13 protein-coding genes are annotated in these 15,707 nt (G+C 65.5%); all 13 read right to left on the bottom strand.

Annotation, left to right across the window (positions count from 1 at the left end):
- Positions 1 to 4: 4 nt before the first annotated feature.
- The 13 genes from ACZBJS_RS24360 to ACZBJS_RS24300 all read right to left on the bottom strand — a co-directional run bounded on the left by ACZBJS_RS24360 (position 5) and on the right by ACZBJS_RS24300 (position 15,669).
- Positions 5 to 892: an FAD binding domain-containing protein gene (locus ACZBJS_RS24360; RefSeq protein ID WP_316397234.1), complete on the bottom strand. Its 888-nt coding sequence runs from the start codon at positions 890 to 892 to the stop codon at positions 5 to 7.
- On the bottom strand, positions 889 to 1,902 hold the full coding sequence (locus tag ACZBJS_RS24355; RefSeq protein ID WP_141341033.1) for an ABC transporter permease: 1,014 nt from the start codon (positions 1,900 to 1,902) through the stop codon (positions 889 to 891). The genes ACZBJS_RS24360 and ACZBJS_RS24355 overlap by 4 nt, the downstream gene beginning before the upstream one ends.
- Positions 1,895 to 2,911 (bottom strand): ABC transporter permease, encoded by a 1,017-nt coding sequence (locus ACZBJS_RS24350; RefSeq protein WP_463439389.1) that lies wholly within the window; start codon positions 2,909 to 2,911, stop codon positions 1,895 to 1,897. Before ACZBJS_RS24350 ends, ACZBJS_RS24355 begins: the two co-directional genes overlap by 8 nt.
- Positions 2,908 to 4,446, bottom strand: coding sequence for a sugar ABC transporter ATP-binding protein (locus ACZBJS_RS24345; RefSeq protein ID WP_316397237.1), 1,539 nt, complete (start codon positions 4,444 to 4,446; stop codon positions 2,908 to 2,910). The genes ACZBJS_RS24350 and ACZBJS_RS24345 overlap by 4 nt, the downstream gene beginning before the upstream one ends.
- Before the next feature lie 72 nt (positions 4,447 to 4,518).
- Entirely contained in the window at positions 4,519 to 5,619 is a 1,101-nt protein-coding gene (gene torT / locus ACZBJS_RS24340; RefSeq protein ID WP_316397238.1) for a TMAO reductase system periplasmic protein TorT, read from the bottom strand.
- Positions 5,620 to 5,716: 97 nt separating this feature from the next.
- Entirely contained in the window at positions 5,717 to 7,678 is a 1,962-nt protein-coding gene (locus ACZBJS_RS24335; protein ID WP_463439388.1) for a hydantoinase B/oxoprolinase family protein, read from the bottom strand.
- A gap of 3 nt (positions 7,679 to 7,681) precedes the next feature.
- Positions 7,682 to 9,709, bottom strand: coding sequence for a hydantoinase/oxoprolinase family protein (locus ACZBJS_RS24330; protein WP_253587231.1), 2,028 nt, complete (start codon positions 9,707 to 9,709; stop codon positions 7,682 to 7,684).
- Between the two features lie 165 nt (positions 9,710 to 9,874).
- Complete coding sequence (locus ACZBJS_RS24325; protein ID WP_057017110.1) at positions 9,875 to 10,834, bottom strand: AraC-like ligand-binding domain-containing protein; 960 nt, start codon at positions 10,832 to 10,834, stop codon at positions 9,875 to 9,877.
- Positions 10,835 to 10,939: 105 nt separating this feature from the next.
- Positions 10,940 to 11,905 (bottom strand): LysR family transcriptional regulator, encoded by a 966-nt coding sequence (locus ACZBJS_RS24320; protein ID WP_253587230.1) that lies wholly within the window; start codon positions 11,903 to 11,905, stop codon positions 10,940 to 10,942.
- A gap of 219 nt (positions 11,906 to 12,124) precedes the next feature.
- Positions 12,125 to 13,102 (bottom strand): 5-oxoprolinase subunit C family protein, encoded by a 978-nt coding sequence (locus ACZBJS_RS24315; protein ID WP_229189496.1) that lies wholly within the window; start codon positions 13,100 to 13,102, stop codon positions 12,125 to 12,127.
- Positions 13,092 to 13,967, bottom strand: coding sequence for a 5-oxoprolinase subunit B family protein (locus tag ACZBJS_RS24310; protein WP_225646064.1), 876 nt, complete (start codon positions 13,965 to 13,967; stop codon positions 13,092 to 13,094). Before ACZBJS_RS24310 ends, ACZBJS_RS24315 begins: the two co-directional genes overlap by 11 nt.
- 42 nt (positions 13,968 to 14,009) lie before the next feature.
- Positions 14,010 to 15,410 carry an acetyl-CoA carboxylase biotin carboxylase subunit gene (locus tag ACZBJS_RS24305; RefSeq protein ID WP_463439387.1) on the bottom strand — a complete coding sequence of 467 codons (1,401 nt, stop codon included), beginning with the start codon at positions 15,408 to 15,410 and terminating at the stop codon, positions 14,010 to 14,012.
- A gap of 16 nt (positions 15,411 to 15,426) precedes the next feature.
- On the bottom strand, positions 15,427 to 15,669 hold the full coding sequence (locus tag ACZBJS_RS24300) for an acetyl-CoA carboxylase (protein WP_018270951.1): 243 nt from the start codon (positions 15,667 to 15,669) through the stop codon (positions 15,427 to 15,429).
- Positions 15,670 to 15,707 lie beyond the last annotated feature (38 nt).

The raw sequence follows: 15,707 nt of genomic DNA, 5'->3' as shown, positions 1-15,707 counted from the left end.
CGGTTCAGGAGCCAAGCGCTGCGATCGCAGCGCGGCGGACGAGACCGGGTAGCACGCTGACCCGATACCAGGCCGGGGCATCGACGCTGTCGCGGCCGACGAACTCATCCGCCAACGCGGCCGCACTCTGCGCCGCCTCCGCCGCATCGAGCGGGCGTCCGATCAGAGCTGCCTCGAGCCGCTCCCAGCGGCGCGCCACCGGCTCGACTGAACCGACCGCGACGCGCGCCGCCTGGACACGGTTCGCTGCATCGATGCTGACCGACAGGCTGACGATGGCGACCGGGTAGTCACCCGATTTGCGCAGCGGCAGGCGGGCATGGGCGCTTCTGCGCGCCGCCCGCGGCAAGATGATCCGCGTCACCAGATGACCGCGCGGAAGGGACGATCGGATCTTCAGGAAATGCGACAGGCCGATGCGCTCGCGGCCGTCGCGGTCCGACATTTCCACTTGGGCATCGAGGCAGAGCAGCGCCGGTACGCAATCCGCGGCGGCGAATTCCGACGTCGCGAGGTTGCCGCCGATCGTCGCCATCGCGCGGATCGCGGGATTGGCGGAGCGGCCGGCGGCGTCGACCAGGACCGCGAATTCCGCAAGATCAGCCAGGGCCGCCGCGAGTGCCGCATGCGTAACCGCCGCGCCGATCTCGATTGCATCGCTGTCGATACGAACCGTGGTTAGCTCGGCGATCTTGCCGATCGCGACATAGTGCGGCTTCAACCGCTCATGGCGGATCGGTGACCGCATGATCCACGTGCCGCCGGCAAAGGCAGCGCCGGCCGCGCCGAATTCGCTCAGTGCGTCGAGTGCGGAAGCGAGCGAGGGCGCAACGTAGATCGAGGCAGGTGCAGTCTCGCCCGCGACGCTCTGCATGGGAGAACCCGTCATCATTGGCGTCGCTCCAGTCGCAGGCGATCGAGCAGAACGCCGACGATGACGATCGCGCCGAGCACGACCATCTGGACGTATCCGTCGATCCGGGTGAGGTTCATGCCGTTGGACAGAATGGTGATGAACAGGGCGCCGAGCACCGCGGTGCCGACCCCACCGCGCCCGCCCGCCAGGCTTGTTCCGCCGACCACGGCGCCGGCAATCGCCTGCAGTGAAAGCGCCCCGCCGAGGTTCGGCTCGCCCGATCCGGTCCGCGCCGTCATCATGATCGCGCCGAGCGCCGCAAGCCCGGAGCACAGCACATAGGTCGCGATCAGGGTGCGCTTGACCGGCAGGCCGGCGACCGCCGCTGCGCGCGGGTTGGTGCCGATGAGGTAAAGCGAACGGCCGAACACCGTCCGCGTCAGGGTCCAATGGAGCACGGCGCCGACCCCGACCGTGATCGCGATGGCCGCCGGAATTCCGAAGACGCTGCCGCCGTAGAAGATCTGCGAGAACGGCGCCGGCACGCCTTGCACGGGCCGTCCGGACGATAGTGTGGTCGCAATCCCGATCGCGATATTGTAGCTGCCGAGCGTTGCGACGAAGGGGTTGACCCCGAGCAGCGCAATAACCACGCCGTTGAAGAGCCCGCACGCGGTGCCGAGCACGAAGCCGGCAGCGAGCCCGGCGAGCAGCACGGCGCCTGTACCATGGCCCGACGCCGTCGCGCCGGCCATCGCCAGCGCGGTGCCGACGCTCACCATCGATACGGTCGGGCCGAGTGCGAGGTCGAAGCCGCGCGTCAGGATCACCACGGTCTGGGCCATCGCGAACAGGGCCAGATAGCTGCTCTGTTGCGCGATGTTGAGCAGGTTGGCCGGCGACAACACGCCGCGGTCGACCGCGGCGAAGCCGAGCAACAGGGCCGCCAACGCGACCGGCAGCACTGCGCTCCAGAGCCAGCGACCCGGCGCCAATTTCGGGCGATCCGCGTTCTTGGCGGCGACGGACAATTCGAGGTCAGACACGAGCCTTGCTCCGTCGGCTGAGTTCGTCCAGCGCCACGGCCGCGACCATGATGACGCCGAGAAAGACCGGCTGCAGCCGGGAGTCGACGTGCAGGAGGTTGAGCGCATTGCCCAGGATGGTCAGGAACAGGGCGCTGATGGCGACGATTTCGATGCGCCCGACGCCGCCGCGCAAGCTCACCCCGCCGATCACGGCCGCTGCAATCGATTGCAGCATCATCCGGTCGCCGCCGAAGCTGGCCTGGCCGGAGCCGACCTGCGCGGTCAGCAGGATGCCCGTCAATGCCGCGAGCATGCTCGAGACAACGTAGGTGCCGACGACGTGGCGCTGGATCGATACGCCCGAAACGATGGCCGCATCGACATTGCCGCCGATCGCGTAGACGTAACGGCCGAACAGCGTGCGCCGCTGCGCAAACACCATCACGATGATGATGACCAGCGCGACGTGGACGGCGGTCGGCAGGCCGAGCGCCTGGGCGCGCCCAAAGCCCTTCACGAAGATATCGGGCATGCCGTAAACCGGGATTCCGTTAGTGATCATCAGGCCGACGCCCGCAGTCGCCGACATCGTGCCCAGGGTCACCACAAAGCCGGATACCTTGAGCTTCGCCACGCAGAATCCGTTGATGAGCCCGACCACGGCTCCGGAGCCGAGTCCGGCCGCCATCCCGCTGGCAATGATGAGGGCGTTGTTGCCGGGAGACGCGGTGGCTGCGGCGGCCATGGTCTTGGCGGTGACGACGCTCGCGAGCGCCACGACGGCGCCGACTGAGAGATCGAAGCCACCCGCGATGATGACCAGCGCCTGACCGCAGGCGACGATCGCGAGCAGCGACGCGTTGCGCAGGATGTTGAGGATGTTGATGATGCCGTAGAACTGCGGATCGATCGCCGACATGCCGGCGACGAGCAAGACCAGCAGGGCCGGCAGGAACCCGACACGGCCTGCGATCGATCGCAGGCCGATCGCGCCTTGCGGGTTTGCGCTGACCAGCGCGGTGTTCACGCGACCTCCGCGGCGAGATGGTCGCGGAAGAAGCTGGACAGCACGTTCTGCTCGGTCTTCTCGGAGTCCGTCAGTTCGGCGGCGATGCGGCCGTGATGCATGACGTAGAGCCGGTTCGACAGCGCCAGAACCTCCGGCAATTCCGACGACACCACGATCACGGCGGCGCCGGCCTCGACCAGCCGCTTCATGAACTGGTAGACCTCGAGCTTGGCGCCGACGTCGATCCCGACGCTCGGCTCGTCGAACAGGAACACGGTCAGCTCACGCGTGAGCGCGCGTGCCAGCATCACTTTTTGACGGTTGCCGCCGGACAGCGCGCCGGCGCTCCGTTCGATGTTCGGCGGCCTCAGCTGCAACCGCTCCATGATGTCCGCGATCGTGGCGCGTTCGGCGGCCTGCCGCAGCACGCCGAAGCGCGCGAAGGCGGGCAGGTCGAGCACCGTCATCGATGCGTTCTCGCGGATCGGACGGGACAGCGCGAGCCCTTCGGCAACCCGATTGGCAGGAAAATAGGCGATGCCGCGCTTCAGGCTTTGCCTCGGGGTCGGGAATTCGTAAGGCAGACCGTCGATCCGGATCACGCCTGATGCCGCGGCCTCGATGCCGTAGACCGCGCGGATCAGCTCCGATTTGCCGCAGCCGACGAGACCGGCGATGCCGGTGATCTCGCCGGCGCGGGCATGGAAATTCACCTCCTGAACGCTGCCGTCCGCGAGCGTCAGGTTTTCGATGTCGACCATCACCTTGTCAGGCCGGTGGGCGATGGCCGGGAACAGCAGGTCGATCCTGCGGCCGGTCATCAGCTCCACCAGCTCGCCGTCGGTCGAGCCGGGGGCGTCGAGGGTCTGGATGTGGCGGCCGTCGCGCAGCACCGTCACACGGTCGGCAAGGGCGCGGATTTCGCGCATGCGATGCGAGACATAGATCAGCCCGACATTCTGGCTCTTCAGGCGCGCGATCAGCTCGAACAGCCGTCCGGTCTCGCGCTCGGTCAACGAGGCAGTCGGCTCGTCAAGGATCAAAAGGCGGACGCGGCCGAGCAGGGCCTTGGCGATTTCGGCCATCTGCTGGTGCGCGCGGGAAAGGTCGTCGATCCGCTGCGCCGGATCGAGATCGAAGCCGAGCTCGTCGATCAGCGCCCTGGCGCGCTTGCGCATCTCGCGCGAGCGCAGCACGCCGCCATGGGTGACCTCGCGGCCGAGGAACAGGTTCTCTTCCACCGTGAGGCTCGGGATCAGCGAGAACTCCTGAAAGACCGGGCTGATGCCGATCGTACGGGCCCGCTGCGGCGTGAGATGATGGATCTCCTCGTCGCCAAAATGGAACGTGCCTTCGTCCGGCGGAAACGTTCCCGAGATGACATTGATCAGGGTCGATTTGCCGGCGCCGTTCTCGCCGAACAGGACATGAAGCTCGCCGGCACGAACGTCGAGGTCGACCCGGTCGAGCGCGCGAACGCCGGTGAAGCGCTTTGATATCCCCCGCAATCGAAGCAGAGGCTCGGCAGGCTTCGGGTCAATCTCGACATCCATCCGCGTCTCCGTTGGGCCGTGAGCAAGACGGGTGGGAGCAGGTGCTCCCACCCGGCATCATTCGCGAGCGGCTTACTTGGCCTTGACCGAATAGACCGGTGTCCAACTCGCCGGAGCCAGCACGAGGTCCATCTGCAATTTCGGTACGGTGGTCTTGTCGATGACAGCGGCGATCGGCTGGACAAGGCTCATGACCGGCTTCTTCTCGATGAGACGCACTGCCTGATCGATCGCGACGGCGCCTTCTCCGACCGGATACTGGGTTGCGAAGGCGAGGATGTCGCCGCGGTTGAGCGCGTCAAGCATGGCCTGGTTTTCGTAAGACGATACGATCTTCAGGTCGCTTCGGCCGGCCTCGGCAACGGCGCCGATGGCGGCTTCAGCGGTGGGGGCGGTGCCCCAGATCACGTTCATGCCGGGATAGGCCTGCAAGGCGTCCTGAATGAGCTGAAGCTGCACGGCGACGCCGGAGTCGCCGAATTTCTCGGCCAGAATCTTGGCGTTCGGGTTCTTGGCAACGGCCTTCTTGAAGCCTTCGTTGAACGACTCCGCCCAGCCAGAGCCGGCCGGACCGGGGAACGTCACGATGTTGAGCTTGTCGCCAGGCTTGGATTGCGCCAGCAGGCCGGCGCCGGTGACTTCGCCCATGGCGACGAAGTCGACGTAGTTGGCCGCGGGCAGCGCGTTCGGCGGCAGCGGGTTGGTGACGCCGACGACCGGCACGCCCTTGGCCTTGGCTTCCTCGAACTTCTTGCTGAGGCCTGCGCCGGAGATGGCGCCGACGATGATGGCGTCCGGCCCGCTCGCCATGCAGTCATCGAATTGCGACAGCTGTTTCGGCAGGTTCTCGTAACCTCCGGCCTCGTAGAGGTTCATGTTGACGTTCATCGCCTCGGCCTGTTTGGCGATGCCATAGGCGACGGCGACCCAGAAACTGTCCTTCATGTGCGGAAACAGCACGCAGAGCCTGTACGGCTTCTCGGCCTTCGGGAGCGGCGTGTACTCGGCCGGCTTCGGTGTGCCGGACGACGCGTCGTAGACCTTCATCGGAAACCACGGCGTCTCGGCCGCGGCCGGCGCGACCGCAGCGGCAAGGGCGAGGCCGGCGGCAAGGCCGAGCGCGGGGCGGATTGGCCAAACTCGATTAGGGGAAAGGCACGTCGTACTCGTCATAGCACAATCCTCATGGCTCGAATGAAAGTGGAGGGGCGGTGTCGGATCCAGTTTTTCGTGAACGCTCTGTGCGGCTTGCCGGCGTCGCGGCCGGCATTCAGCCTGCTTTCCACGTTGCGACCGAGCGCCGCTCAAACACCTCGCGGAACTGGCGCGTCGATTCGGGAAGCAAGGCACCGGTGCCCCAATCGAGGATCACCGCGTGCTTGCGGATCGCGTCGAGCGCGTCGATTGCCCCGCTGCGATAGCGTTGCGCCACCAGCTCCGGATCGAGCCGGACATTGGCGACACGCTCGGAGCGGATCTTCGCACGGAGCGCCTCGGTCGCGACCTTGTCGACCTCGTAGTTACAGAGCTCGGCGTCGATGGTGTGCACCACGACGCCATAGTCCTTGGCGGCACGCTCGACCGAGACATAGTCGTCCTTGATATCCTCGACGACGAGGTTCGGATCGCGCTCCAGCGGATCGCCAAATCCGCCGCCGCCGGCGGTCGGACGCGAGAAAGTGTCGCCTTCGCCGATCGGGACGTCCGAGAAGATCGAGCCGAGCCGCTCCTCGGCCGTGCTGCCGGCGCGCTTCAGGGTCAGGCCGTGGGGCATCGACGGCAGGCCGCCCTCGATGCCCCACACGATCGCACGCTCGCGGTCGCAGATATAGGAGATCACGGTTTTCTCGGCCTGCAGCATCCGCGACGTCTTCACCACGCCGGCGCCGCCGCGCCACTTGCCGGGGCCGGGCGAGTCCTTGAGGATCTCGCATTCGGTGGTCAGGATCGGGTTGGCGCGCTCCTGGCCTTCGACCGGCTGCGACATCAGGCCGGTGCCGAAGCAGGCGGTCGTGACATTGCTGCCATCCTTGCCGTTGCGCCCGCCCCAGCCGCCCGGCAGCCAGTCATAGAACATGAAGATCGGCTTGTCGGAGCTGCGGGCATCGATCCCGCCGGTGAGCAGATATTCGAGATTGAACGCGCAAGCGAGCGCGCGCTCCGGCATCAGCTTCGACCACATTTCGTAGATCGAGTTCATGATCTTCTCGAACGGCATCAGAAAGCCGGTGACCGCGATCGGCCATTTGGCGTCGACGATCGATCCTTCGGGGGCGATGATCTCGAAGCAGCGGTAGAAACCGGAATTGAGCGGCAGGTCGGGGAAGAAAGTCTTCATGCCGGCGGCGACGGCAGAGAAGGTTGCACCGAACGCCGAATTGTAGATCGAGCCGATGGTTGGATGGCTGCCGGTGAAGTCGTAGATTGCGCGATCGCCCTTGATCGTCATCTTGATGCGGATCGGGATCATGCCTTCGCCACCGGCCGGATCGCGGTCGATGAAGTCGACGGTTTCCCATTCGCCGTCCGGCAGCGCCGCGATGCGCTGGCGCGCCGAACGCTCCACATAGTCCTGGACGGCGGCAAGCCCGGTCTCGACGGTATCACGGCCATATTTGCCGACCAGGCGCAGGATCTCCCGTTCGCAGACGGCGGTGGCTTCGGCCTGTGCCTGGATGTCGCCGATGATCGAGGCCGGATCGCGCGTATTCGACGCGATCAGATGCGCGACGTCCTTGCGCAGGCCGTTCTTGTCGAACAGCCGGACTGGCGTGATGCGCAGGCCCTCGCGGAACATCTCGCGGGCGGCGACGTCGAACGATCCCGGCACGCTGCCGCCGACGTCGGACCAGTGTCCGTTGGACTGGCTGAAAGCGATGATCTTGCCGTCGGCGAAGATCGGACGGATCAGCCGCACGTCGGAGAAGTGCGTGCCGCCGGCATAGGGATCGTTGATGGCGAAAACGTCGCCCTCATGCATGTCGCCTTCGAAATGGCGCATGACATCCTTGCAGGTGAAATGCAGCGTGCCGACGTGGACGGCAATATCCTGGTTGCCCTGCGCCGCGCATTCACCGTTGGCGTCGTGCAGCGCGCTCGAGAAGTCGCGATTGTAGATGACGAAGGAGTAGCAGGTCCTCAGGACCTGCTCGCCCATCTGGTCGACGCTGGTGATGAAGGAGTTCTTCAAAACCTCGAAGGTCACGGGGTCGAGCGGGAGAGCTCCGGCCATGGTTCACTCCTTCACGCGGATGATGATGTTGAGATATCTGTCGACCTCGGCGGCGGCGCCGGGCGGAACGACGGTGGTGGCATCGACCTGCTCGATGATCGCGGGGCCTTGAAAGGAGAAGCCGCAGGGCAGGTTGTCGCGCCGATAGACGGGTGTATCGAGCCCGCTGCCCTCGAACCAGACCCTGCGGCGGCTGACCGGCTCGGGGCTAGCGCCGGTCGGCTCGTGGACGGCAAACTCGGCCTTGGGGACCACGCCTACTGCCTTCAGATTGAGACGGAAGAAGCTGACCGGCGCGCTGTCGCGGCGGAAATTGTATTCGCGCTGATGCTCGGCATGGAAGCTCTGCACCAGATCGGCGATCGCGCCGATCGGCCGCGGCGCGTTGACGGCAAGCGAACGCCACTGGCCGCGATACATCATGTCGATCGAGCGCTGCAGCACGATGTCCTGCTGCGCGACGCCCTCATGGATCAACCGTGCGAGCGCAGCCTTCTCGAGCTCGGCGAACTGTGCCTCGATCTCGGTGGCGTCGGCCTCGGCGGCGTCGACCATGCAGCTCTGCGAAAAATCGTGCTGCATGTCGACGAGCAGGCAACCGAGCGCTGAGGTCACGCCGGGATTGAGCGGAACGATCACGACGGGAATCGCCAGCTCACGTGCGACGTCGACCCCATGCAGGGCACCGGCGCCGCCGAACGCCACCAGCGCAAAGTCGCGCGGATCGTAGCCGCGACTGATCGAGATCAGGCGCACCGCATCCGACATGTTGGCATTGGCGACCTTGACGATTGCATCTGCGGCTTCGTGCAGGCCGAGGCCGAACGGCTTAGCGACGCCGCCCTCGACCGCTTGCCGCGCCAGCTCGGGGTCGAGCTTGACCTTGCCGCCGGCGAGATCGGTGCCAAGCCGGCCGAGCGTCACATTGGCATCGGTGTTGGTCGGCTGCGTATTGCCGTTGCCGTAGCAGGCCGGTCCCGGATAGGCGCCGGCCGATTGCGGGCCGTTGCGCAGCGAGCCGGCCGGATCGGTCCAGGCCAGCGAGCCGCCGCCGGCACCGATGGTGAGCACCTCGATCGATGCGAAGCGGATCGGATAGCCGAACTCGATGTGCCAGTCCTTGGTAATCCGCGACTGGCCCTCATAGGCGAGCGACACGTCGGTCGACGTGCCGCCCATGTCGAGGCCGATCGAATTGGGGAAACCGCAAAGACCGGCGATATGGCGGCTGGCTATGGCCCCGGCGGCGATGCCGGAGCCGGCAAGGCGCGCCGCGAAATCCTTCACGCTCGCCGGCGTCATCACGCCGCCGCCGGTGTGCAGCAGCAGAAGATCGCGGGTGTAGCCCTCGTCTGAGAGGCGTTCGCCGAGCCGGCTCGTGTAGTTGACGACGACCGGGCTCACCACAGCATTGGCGACCGTCGTCGAGAACCGCTCGTGCTCGAAGATTTCGGGAAGCACCTGCGAGGAGATCGAGACCGGAATATCGGGCATCTCGGCCAGCAGAATATCGCGCATGGCGCGCTCATTGGTGCCGTTGAGATAGGCGTTCATGAAGCACACCGCGACCGCGGCGACGCCGCGACGCTTGAGGATGCGTGCGACGCTGCGCGCAGCTTCGACGTCGAGCGGCTCGATCACCGTGCCGGCAGCATCGACGCGTTCGGGCACGGTGAGGCGGTCGCGCCGTGGCACATAGGGCCGGACCACGTCCTTGTAGGTGTCCCAGAGGTCCTCCTTGTTGGCGCGCCGGATCTCGATGACGTCGCGGAACCCCTTGGTCGTAACCACCGCGGTGCGCGGCAGGCGGCGCGTGATCAGCGCGTTGGTGGCAATCGTGGTGCCGTGCGAGAACAGCGCCACCTTGGACAGGTCGATGCCGGCCTTGGATACGCCGCCCATGATCCCTTCGATCGGATCGCGCGTGGAGGAGGTCTTCTCGATGCGCACGAGACCGGTCGTCTCGTCCATGATGCAGATGTCGGTGAAGGTGCCACCGACGTCGACGGCCACACGAAGGTTCTGCGCCATGCCTCTTCCTTTCGAACGAGCGTTTCGCCGATCTTAGGCAGAGCGGCGGCCTTCGTTCTTGACGCTGAGCGCAGGAAGGTTTGTGCGAGAGAGCGAACCGTGCCGGTGCTCATACATGCCCAGGCCGGCGGCGGTGTGCCTAAGAATCGATCAGCAGGCCAGTCTTCAGGAGTTGGCGGTGCGCGAAATGGCGCGGGCCTCGCTCGGGGTGCATCCGAACCGGCCGCGATAATTGCGGCTGAACTGCGCCTGGTCGGCAAAGCCCCATTGATAGGCGATTTCCGAAATGCTCTTGCGGCAGTTCGCATCGCGCAGCAGCGCGTCGCACATTGAAAGGCGCTGGTTGCGGATGTAGGCGCAGACGGTCAGGCCTTCGCCCTCGAAGATCTGGTGCAAATAGCGCAGCGAGATGCCGCAGCCGTCGGCAATCATCTGCGGCGTGAGCCGCATGTCGTCGAGACGGGCCCGGATGAATTGCTCGCAACGCAGCAAATGGCCGTTGCGCACGGAGGACGAGTGACCGGTCAACACACGGTCGTCGGATTCAATGGCCATCGCAAGCAGCTCGATCAGGTGCTTGCCCATCATCGTGCGCGCCGTCTCGTCCATTTCCTCGATCCGTTCACCGGACAGGCGCAGCGTGTCGACGAACAGCGCGCCGACGCTGCGGCTGGCGTCGAATTGCAGCGTCGCGAGGCGCTCGGGCCGGGAAATGCGGGCGCGCAGCACCGCGCTCGGGATCTTCAGACACCACAGCGCCGTCGGATCCTGATGGCTGAACTCGTAGGGTAGGTGGCTGCGCTCGATCAGGAACGCGCCCGGGCGGCAATGCACGACCTTGCCGTCCTGCTCGAAACGGATTTCGGCGAGTTCGGGCACCGTGATCAGGAAGGATTCCTCCCGCTCGCTCAGGAGATGCCGCTCATGCCGCTTGTACAGCAGGCCATTGGCGATGTTGCGGGACACCGAGACAGGGCCCATCGACCAGGCGCCAAGGCGCGCATTGAAGTCGCGCGTGCTCGGGAAGCGCAGGTCGAGCGAGTAATAGGTCTTCGAGACGACCTCCTGCCAGTACTGGCGGCGGGTCTGCAACGGGATGTCGTTGGTCGTGTAGGTGACTTGCATGTCTCACTCCCGCCGCCGGCTGTGCCTCCGGTCGTCGTGTCCCCGGGCAAAGTTTGGCGAGGACAGCCGGACGGCGTCAATTCGAATAAAACGGAAACTGATATTCTAGATTTCGATGGCCTCCTCGGCCTGATGTCGGTGGTCCATGCTGACCGGCGGCCGGGCCGGCCCGACGCCGGCAACCGCAAAGCGCATGAAATCGCGAAAAGCCATCGCAGCCTCCGATGGCTTGGTGTCGCGACGCCAGGCAAGACCGATGTCCATGCTGGGCACCTCGTCCTCGATGACGCGGGTCTCGATCCGCTGTCCTTCCAGCGACCAGGGCCGGTAGATCAGGTCGGACAGAATGGCGATCCCCATGCCGCCGGCGACCATGGAGCGGACGGCTTCGACCGAGGAGGTACGGAACACCGTCTTCGGTTCGAGTGAGGCGTTGTTCCAATAGCGCATCGAGGTGTGCTTGGCCTCGTCGACCGTGAGCATGACATAGGGATAGGTCGCGATGTCAGCGAGGTGGACCCGCTCGGCGCGGGTCAGGGGATGCTCGGGCGCAAGCCACAGCCGGCGCGGCGATCGCAGCAAGGTCTCGCTGGTGAGCATGGCGTTGTCGCGCAGGTTCGAGACCAGCATCACCGCGAGGTCGAGCGCACCATCGACGAGTGCGCGCTCGAGCACGTCGCGCGGCGCCTCGAACAGCTCGATCGTGATCCCGGGGAAACTCGCCTTGAAGCGCATCTGATGACGCGGCAGGAAGTAGCCCGACACGGTGTAGGTGACGCCGACGCGGATCGTCCCGAACAGGGGGCCGGCGGACATCTGCGTGTCGCGCACCGCCTCGGCGACGGCGGCGAGGATATGACGGCCCTGGGAGAGGAAGCGGCTGCCCTCCATGGTGACGGTTACGCCGTTCGGCGCGCGCTCCAGCAAGCGGGCGCAGACGGTGGCCTCGAGCTGCTGGATCGCCGCGGTGACCGCGGATTGCGAGACGTTGAGATCGATGGCCGCCTGGCTGATCCGCCCGGTCTCGGCGGCGGCGACGAAGTAGCGGATCTGTTTCAGAGAAACGGACATCGCGGTTGTTCCGATGTTTGCACAACTCATGAGCAGTGTTTCTCAGCCCGAGTGTGTCCGCTGCAACTCTCGTGCCGTCCGGCGGACAGCACACCGTGGCACAGACCTCAGATGTGCGAGCGCGCAATCGACAGCCACAGGTTTAGACTTGACCATGCGCGATCGCTCCGGCGCCGGCGGCCGAGGTCCGTTGGCAGATGCAGTGGGCCCCCCTCGCGATTACGCCATGGCACTGCGAAGCTTGCCCAGCAGCTCAGTCCGGCTCTTGCGTGCCGCAAGCGCCTGATCCATGTCGACCTTGACGAACTTTACCGGTGTGTTGGGCTGGAGCTGACCGATCAGATCCATATCGGCGGCGATCACAGTGCCGACCATGAAGTAGCCGCCGCCGGATACGGCGTCGCGATGCAGCACGATCGGCTCGGTGCCGCCGGGAACCTGGATCGAGCCGTAGGGATAGCAGGCATCGGTGATGTTGGACGGGTCAGAGCCGGCGCCGAACGGCGGTTCGCGCGGAACGAATTCGAGCGCCTTGCCACCCTTGAAGCGGTAGCCGATCCGGTCGGCTTCCGGCGCGACCTTCCAGGTGTCGGAGAAGAAGCCGTTGCCGGCGGCCTCGGTGATGCGGTGCCAATAGAGGCCGGGCATTGCGCGCAGCTCCGTCGGCATTCCCGCCGGTTGCCCGCGCAAATCGTTGGCGACGGTGCGGCCGTCCTTGACCGTCACGCTGGCATGGCCGACCGGCAATTCGTCGCCGGCCTCGAGCTTGCGGCCCTTGAAGCCGCCGAGCGCGCCGAGTGCGTAGGTCGATCGCGAGCCGAGCACCACGGGCACATCGATGCCGCCGGCGACCGCGATGTAGCCGCGTGCGCCTCGCTTGAGGAAGTCGAAGGAGAGAATCTGGCCACGCTTCACCTTGAAGCTGGTCCAGGTCTCGCGCGGCTCGCCGTCGAGTTTCGGCGGCAGCTCCGCGCCGGTGACGGCGACCGTGGCGTCTTCGGTGAATTCGAGCTCGGGCCCCATGAACACCGCTTCAAGCACGGCTGCGCCCGCATCATTGCCGACGAGCAGATTTGCGGCGACCAGCGCGTGACGGTCCATGCCGCCGGAGAGCGGGATGCCGATGTGATAATAGCCGGGACGTCCGAGGTCCTGGACGGTGGTCGCAAGACCCGGCTTCAAAACCCTAACGGCCATGGAGAACTCCATCGAGCTTGCTGTTGTAGCCATCAATGTCGCGGTTGAACTCGGTCAGCGAGAATGAGACGTCGCGGATCACAGGCGCAAACCGGCCGGCGTCGACGTCGGCGACCGCGGCGTCATAGGCTGCCCGGTCGATCGGTTTCCATTTCACGATGTCGCCCGGCTTGAATAGGCACATGAAGTCGCGCAAATAGCTGATGGTCTGGTTGGGATCATAGATCGGCATCGGCGTGATGCCGAACATCTGGTAACCGCCGGCGCCGCGCACCGAATAGATGCAGCTGAAACAGCCGCCATGTCCGACGGTGAGCTTCGGCGTATCCGTGCGCGGGCGCAGATATTTCGGGGCCTGAAGCTGCCGCTTGCGCTCGACCATCTGGTAGAGGAAGGGCAGGCCGGCGACGAAGCCGACCATCGAGACGAACCAGGGCGCACTGGAATGCGCCTTGATGAAGGCATCGACGCTGTCGAGGCCGTTGATCCGCGCGGCGTATTCGAGGTCGGTGCCGTCAGGATCCTGGTGACGCTCGCGGAAGCGCATCAAGGTCTCACGGGTCCAGGGGTCGTTGTAGAGCACGGGAATCTCGATGATCCGCGTCTTGATCACCGGTTCTGATTTCTCGGATGCGGAATCCAGCCGCTTCAGCTCGGCGAGGAGATCGTCGGGCTTGATCCGCTCTGGATCGAACTTGACCTGATAGGACGCGTTCGCCGGGCAGATCTCGGTGACGCCCTTGATCCTGGCATCGCGCACCGCATTGGTGATGAACAGGCTCTTGAAAAAGGCCTCGAGCGACATCGCTTCGCCGACCTCGGCGAAAATGTGCTCATCGCCGCCGAAGGAAAATCGAGTTTGCATGCTAGCGGCCTCCTGTTGCTGACGGGGCGGATTCTCTCGCCATCATGAGGCGACCTTCGCGGCTGATGGCGGCTGAGCGGTGGCAAGCGTGGCGGCATGGGACTCAAGCCAGGATTCGAGCCATGCCGTATGGAAGCGCCCAGCCTGGACGTCGGCGTCGCGCGCCAGCGCCTGGTGTAGGGGCTTGGTCGTGAAAATGCCTTCGACGCTGAGCTCGGCGAGCGCGCGCTCGAGTTTCTTCATGGCGCTCGGCCGATCCTTGTCGTGCACGATCAGCTTGCCGAGCAGGCTGTCGTAGAAGGGCGGCACCGTGTATCCCTCATAGAGCATGCTGTCGAAGCGAACGCCGTCGCCGACGGGCAGGTTGAGCGCGCTCACCGTGCCCGGGTTGGGCAGGAAGTTTCTGGCGGGATCCTCGGCGTTGATACGGACCTCGATCGAATGGCCGCTGACGCACATCTCGTTCTGGCTGATGCGCAAACGTTCGCCGCCGGCGATCCGGATCATCTCGCGGACGAGGTCGATGCCGGTGATCATCTCCGTGACCGGATGCTCGACCTGGATGCGGGTGTTCATCTCCAGGAAGTAGAATTCACCGGTGGCGTCGTCGTAGAGATATTCGAGCGTGCCGGCGCCGCGATAATTGACCGCTCGGGCGAGTGCCACAGCCGAGGTGCAGAGCCTCTCCCGCACGGCCTGGGTGAGCGAGGGCGAGGGGGCTTCTTCCCAGACCTTCTGGCGGCGGCGCTGCAATGAGCATTCGCGTTCGAAGCAATGGATCACGTCGTGTCCGTCGCCGAGCACCTGCACCTCGATATGCCGCGCGCCTTCGATCAGCTTTTCGACGTAAAGCCCGCCGTCGCCAAAGGCCGCGAGTGCCTCGGCCTGTGCCTGCGGCATCAGATGCTGAAACTCCCCGGGGGACCGCGCGATGCGGATGCCGCGTCCGCCACCCCCGGCGGCGGCCTTGATCATCACTGGGAAGCCGGTCTTCTCGACCAGCGCGAAGGCCGCTTCGGCCGATTCCACCCGCCCCTGGCTGCCAGGGACGGTCGGCACGCCGGCCGCGGCGGCGGCCTCGCGTGCCGCGACCTTGTCGCCCATCAGCCGGATCGATTGCGCGGTCGGGCCGACAAAGATCAATTCCGCCGCTTCGACTGCGGCGGCGAACTCGGCGTTCTCGGCCAGGAAGCCGTAGCCGGGATGGATAGCGTCGGCACCAGTGCTCCGCGCCGCGGCGAGGATGGCGGCCTGGTTGAGATAGGATTTCGACGCCTGCGGCGGACCGATATCGACCGCTTCGTCGGCGAGCCTGACCGCAAGCGAGGCCTGGTCGGCCTTGCTGTAGACCTGCACGGTTGCAATGCCGAGATCGCGCGCTGCGCGGATGATGCGCACCGCGATCTCGCCGCGATTGGCTATGAGGAGCTTCTTGATCGCCATGGCTGGTCGAAGAGCCCTAAACGTCGATTTCGGCGATCGGCTGGCCGGCCATCACGGCATCTTCATTCTCGGCCAGGAAGCGGACGATCTTGCCGGCGATGCCGGCTTTCACCTCGTTGAACGATTTCATCACCTCGATAAGCCCGATCGTGTCGCTCTCGGCGACGGCGTCGCCGTCGTTCTTGTAGACCGGCTTGTCGGGTGCGGGCTTGCGATAAAAGATGCCTGGGAGCGGCGAGAAGATCTGCTGCGTTGCCATTGTTTCCTCTTGAGAGTCTTTGGTTCGTTGCCGTGACG

The sequence above is a fragment of the Bradyrhizobium sp. KZN70725 genome (genome assembly GCF_055264925.1).
The sequence above is the reverse complement of the archived record's forward strand: the minus strand, read 5'-3'. Positions and strand labels throughout refer to the sequence as shown.

What these genes read in the sequence shown, in the direction of transcription:
- ACZBJS_RS24345 (WP_316397237.1), bottom strand. Translation starts at nt 4,446, where the DNA reads ATGGATGTCGAGATTGACCCGAAGCCTGCCGAGCCTCTGCTTCGATTG.
- ACZBJS_RS24325 (WP_057017110.1), bottom strand. Translation starts at nt 10,834, where the DNA reads ATGCAAGTCACCTACACGACCAACGACATCCCGTTGCAGACCCGCCGC.
- ACZBJS_RS24300 (WP_018270951.1), bottom strand. Translation starts at nt 15,669, where the DNA reads ATGGCAACGCAGCAGATCTTCTCGCCGCTCCCAGGCATCTTTTATCGC.
- ACZBJS_RS24315 (WP_229189496.1), bottom strand. Translation starts at nt 13,102, where the DNA reads ATGGCCGTTAGGGTTTTGAAGCCGGGTCTTGCGACCACCGTCCAGGAC.
- ACZBJS_RS24360 (WP_316397234.1), bottom strand. Translation starts at nt 892, where the DNA reads ATGATGACGGGTTCTCCCATGCAGAGCGTCGCGGGCGAGACTGCACCT.
- ACZBJS_RS24320 (WP_253587230.1), bottom strand. Translation starts at nt 11,905, where the DNA reads ATGTCCGTTTCTCTGAAACAGATCCGCTACTTCGTCGCCGCCGCCGAG.
- torT (WP_316397238.1), bottom strand. Translation starts at nt 5,619, where the DNA reads ATGACGAGTACGACGTGCCTTTCCCCTAATCGAGTTTGGCCAATCCGC.
- ACZBJS_RS24330 (WP_253587231.1), bottom strand. Translation starts at nt 9,709, where the DNA reads ATGGCGCAGAACCTTCGTGTGGCCGTCGACGTCGGTGGCACCTTCACC.
- ACZBJS_RS24310 (WP_225646064.1), bottom strand. Translation starts at nt 13,967, where the DNA reads ATGCAAACTCGATTTTCCTTCGGCGGCGATGAGCACATTTTCGCCGAG.
- ACZBJS_RS24335 (WP_463439388.1), bottom strand. Translation starts at nt 7,678, where the DNA reads ATGGCCGGAGCTCTCCCGCTCGACCCCGTGACCTTCGAGGTTTTGAAG.
- ACZBJS_RS24305 (WP_463439387.1), bottom strand. Translation starts at nt 15,410, where the DNA reads ATGGCGATCAAGAAGCTCCTCATAGCCAATCGCGGCGAGATCGCGGTG.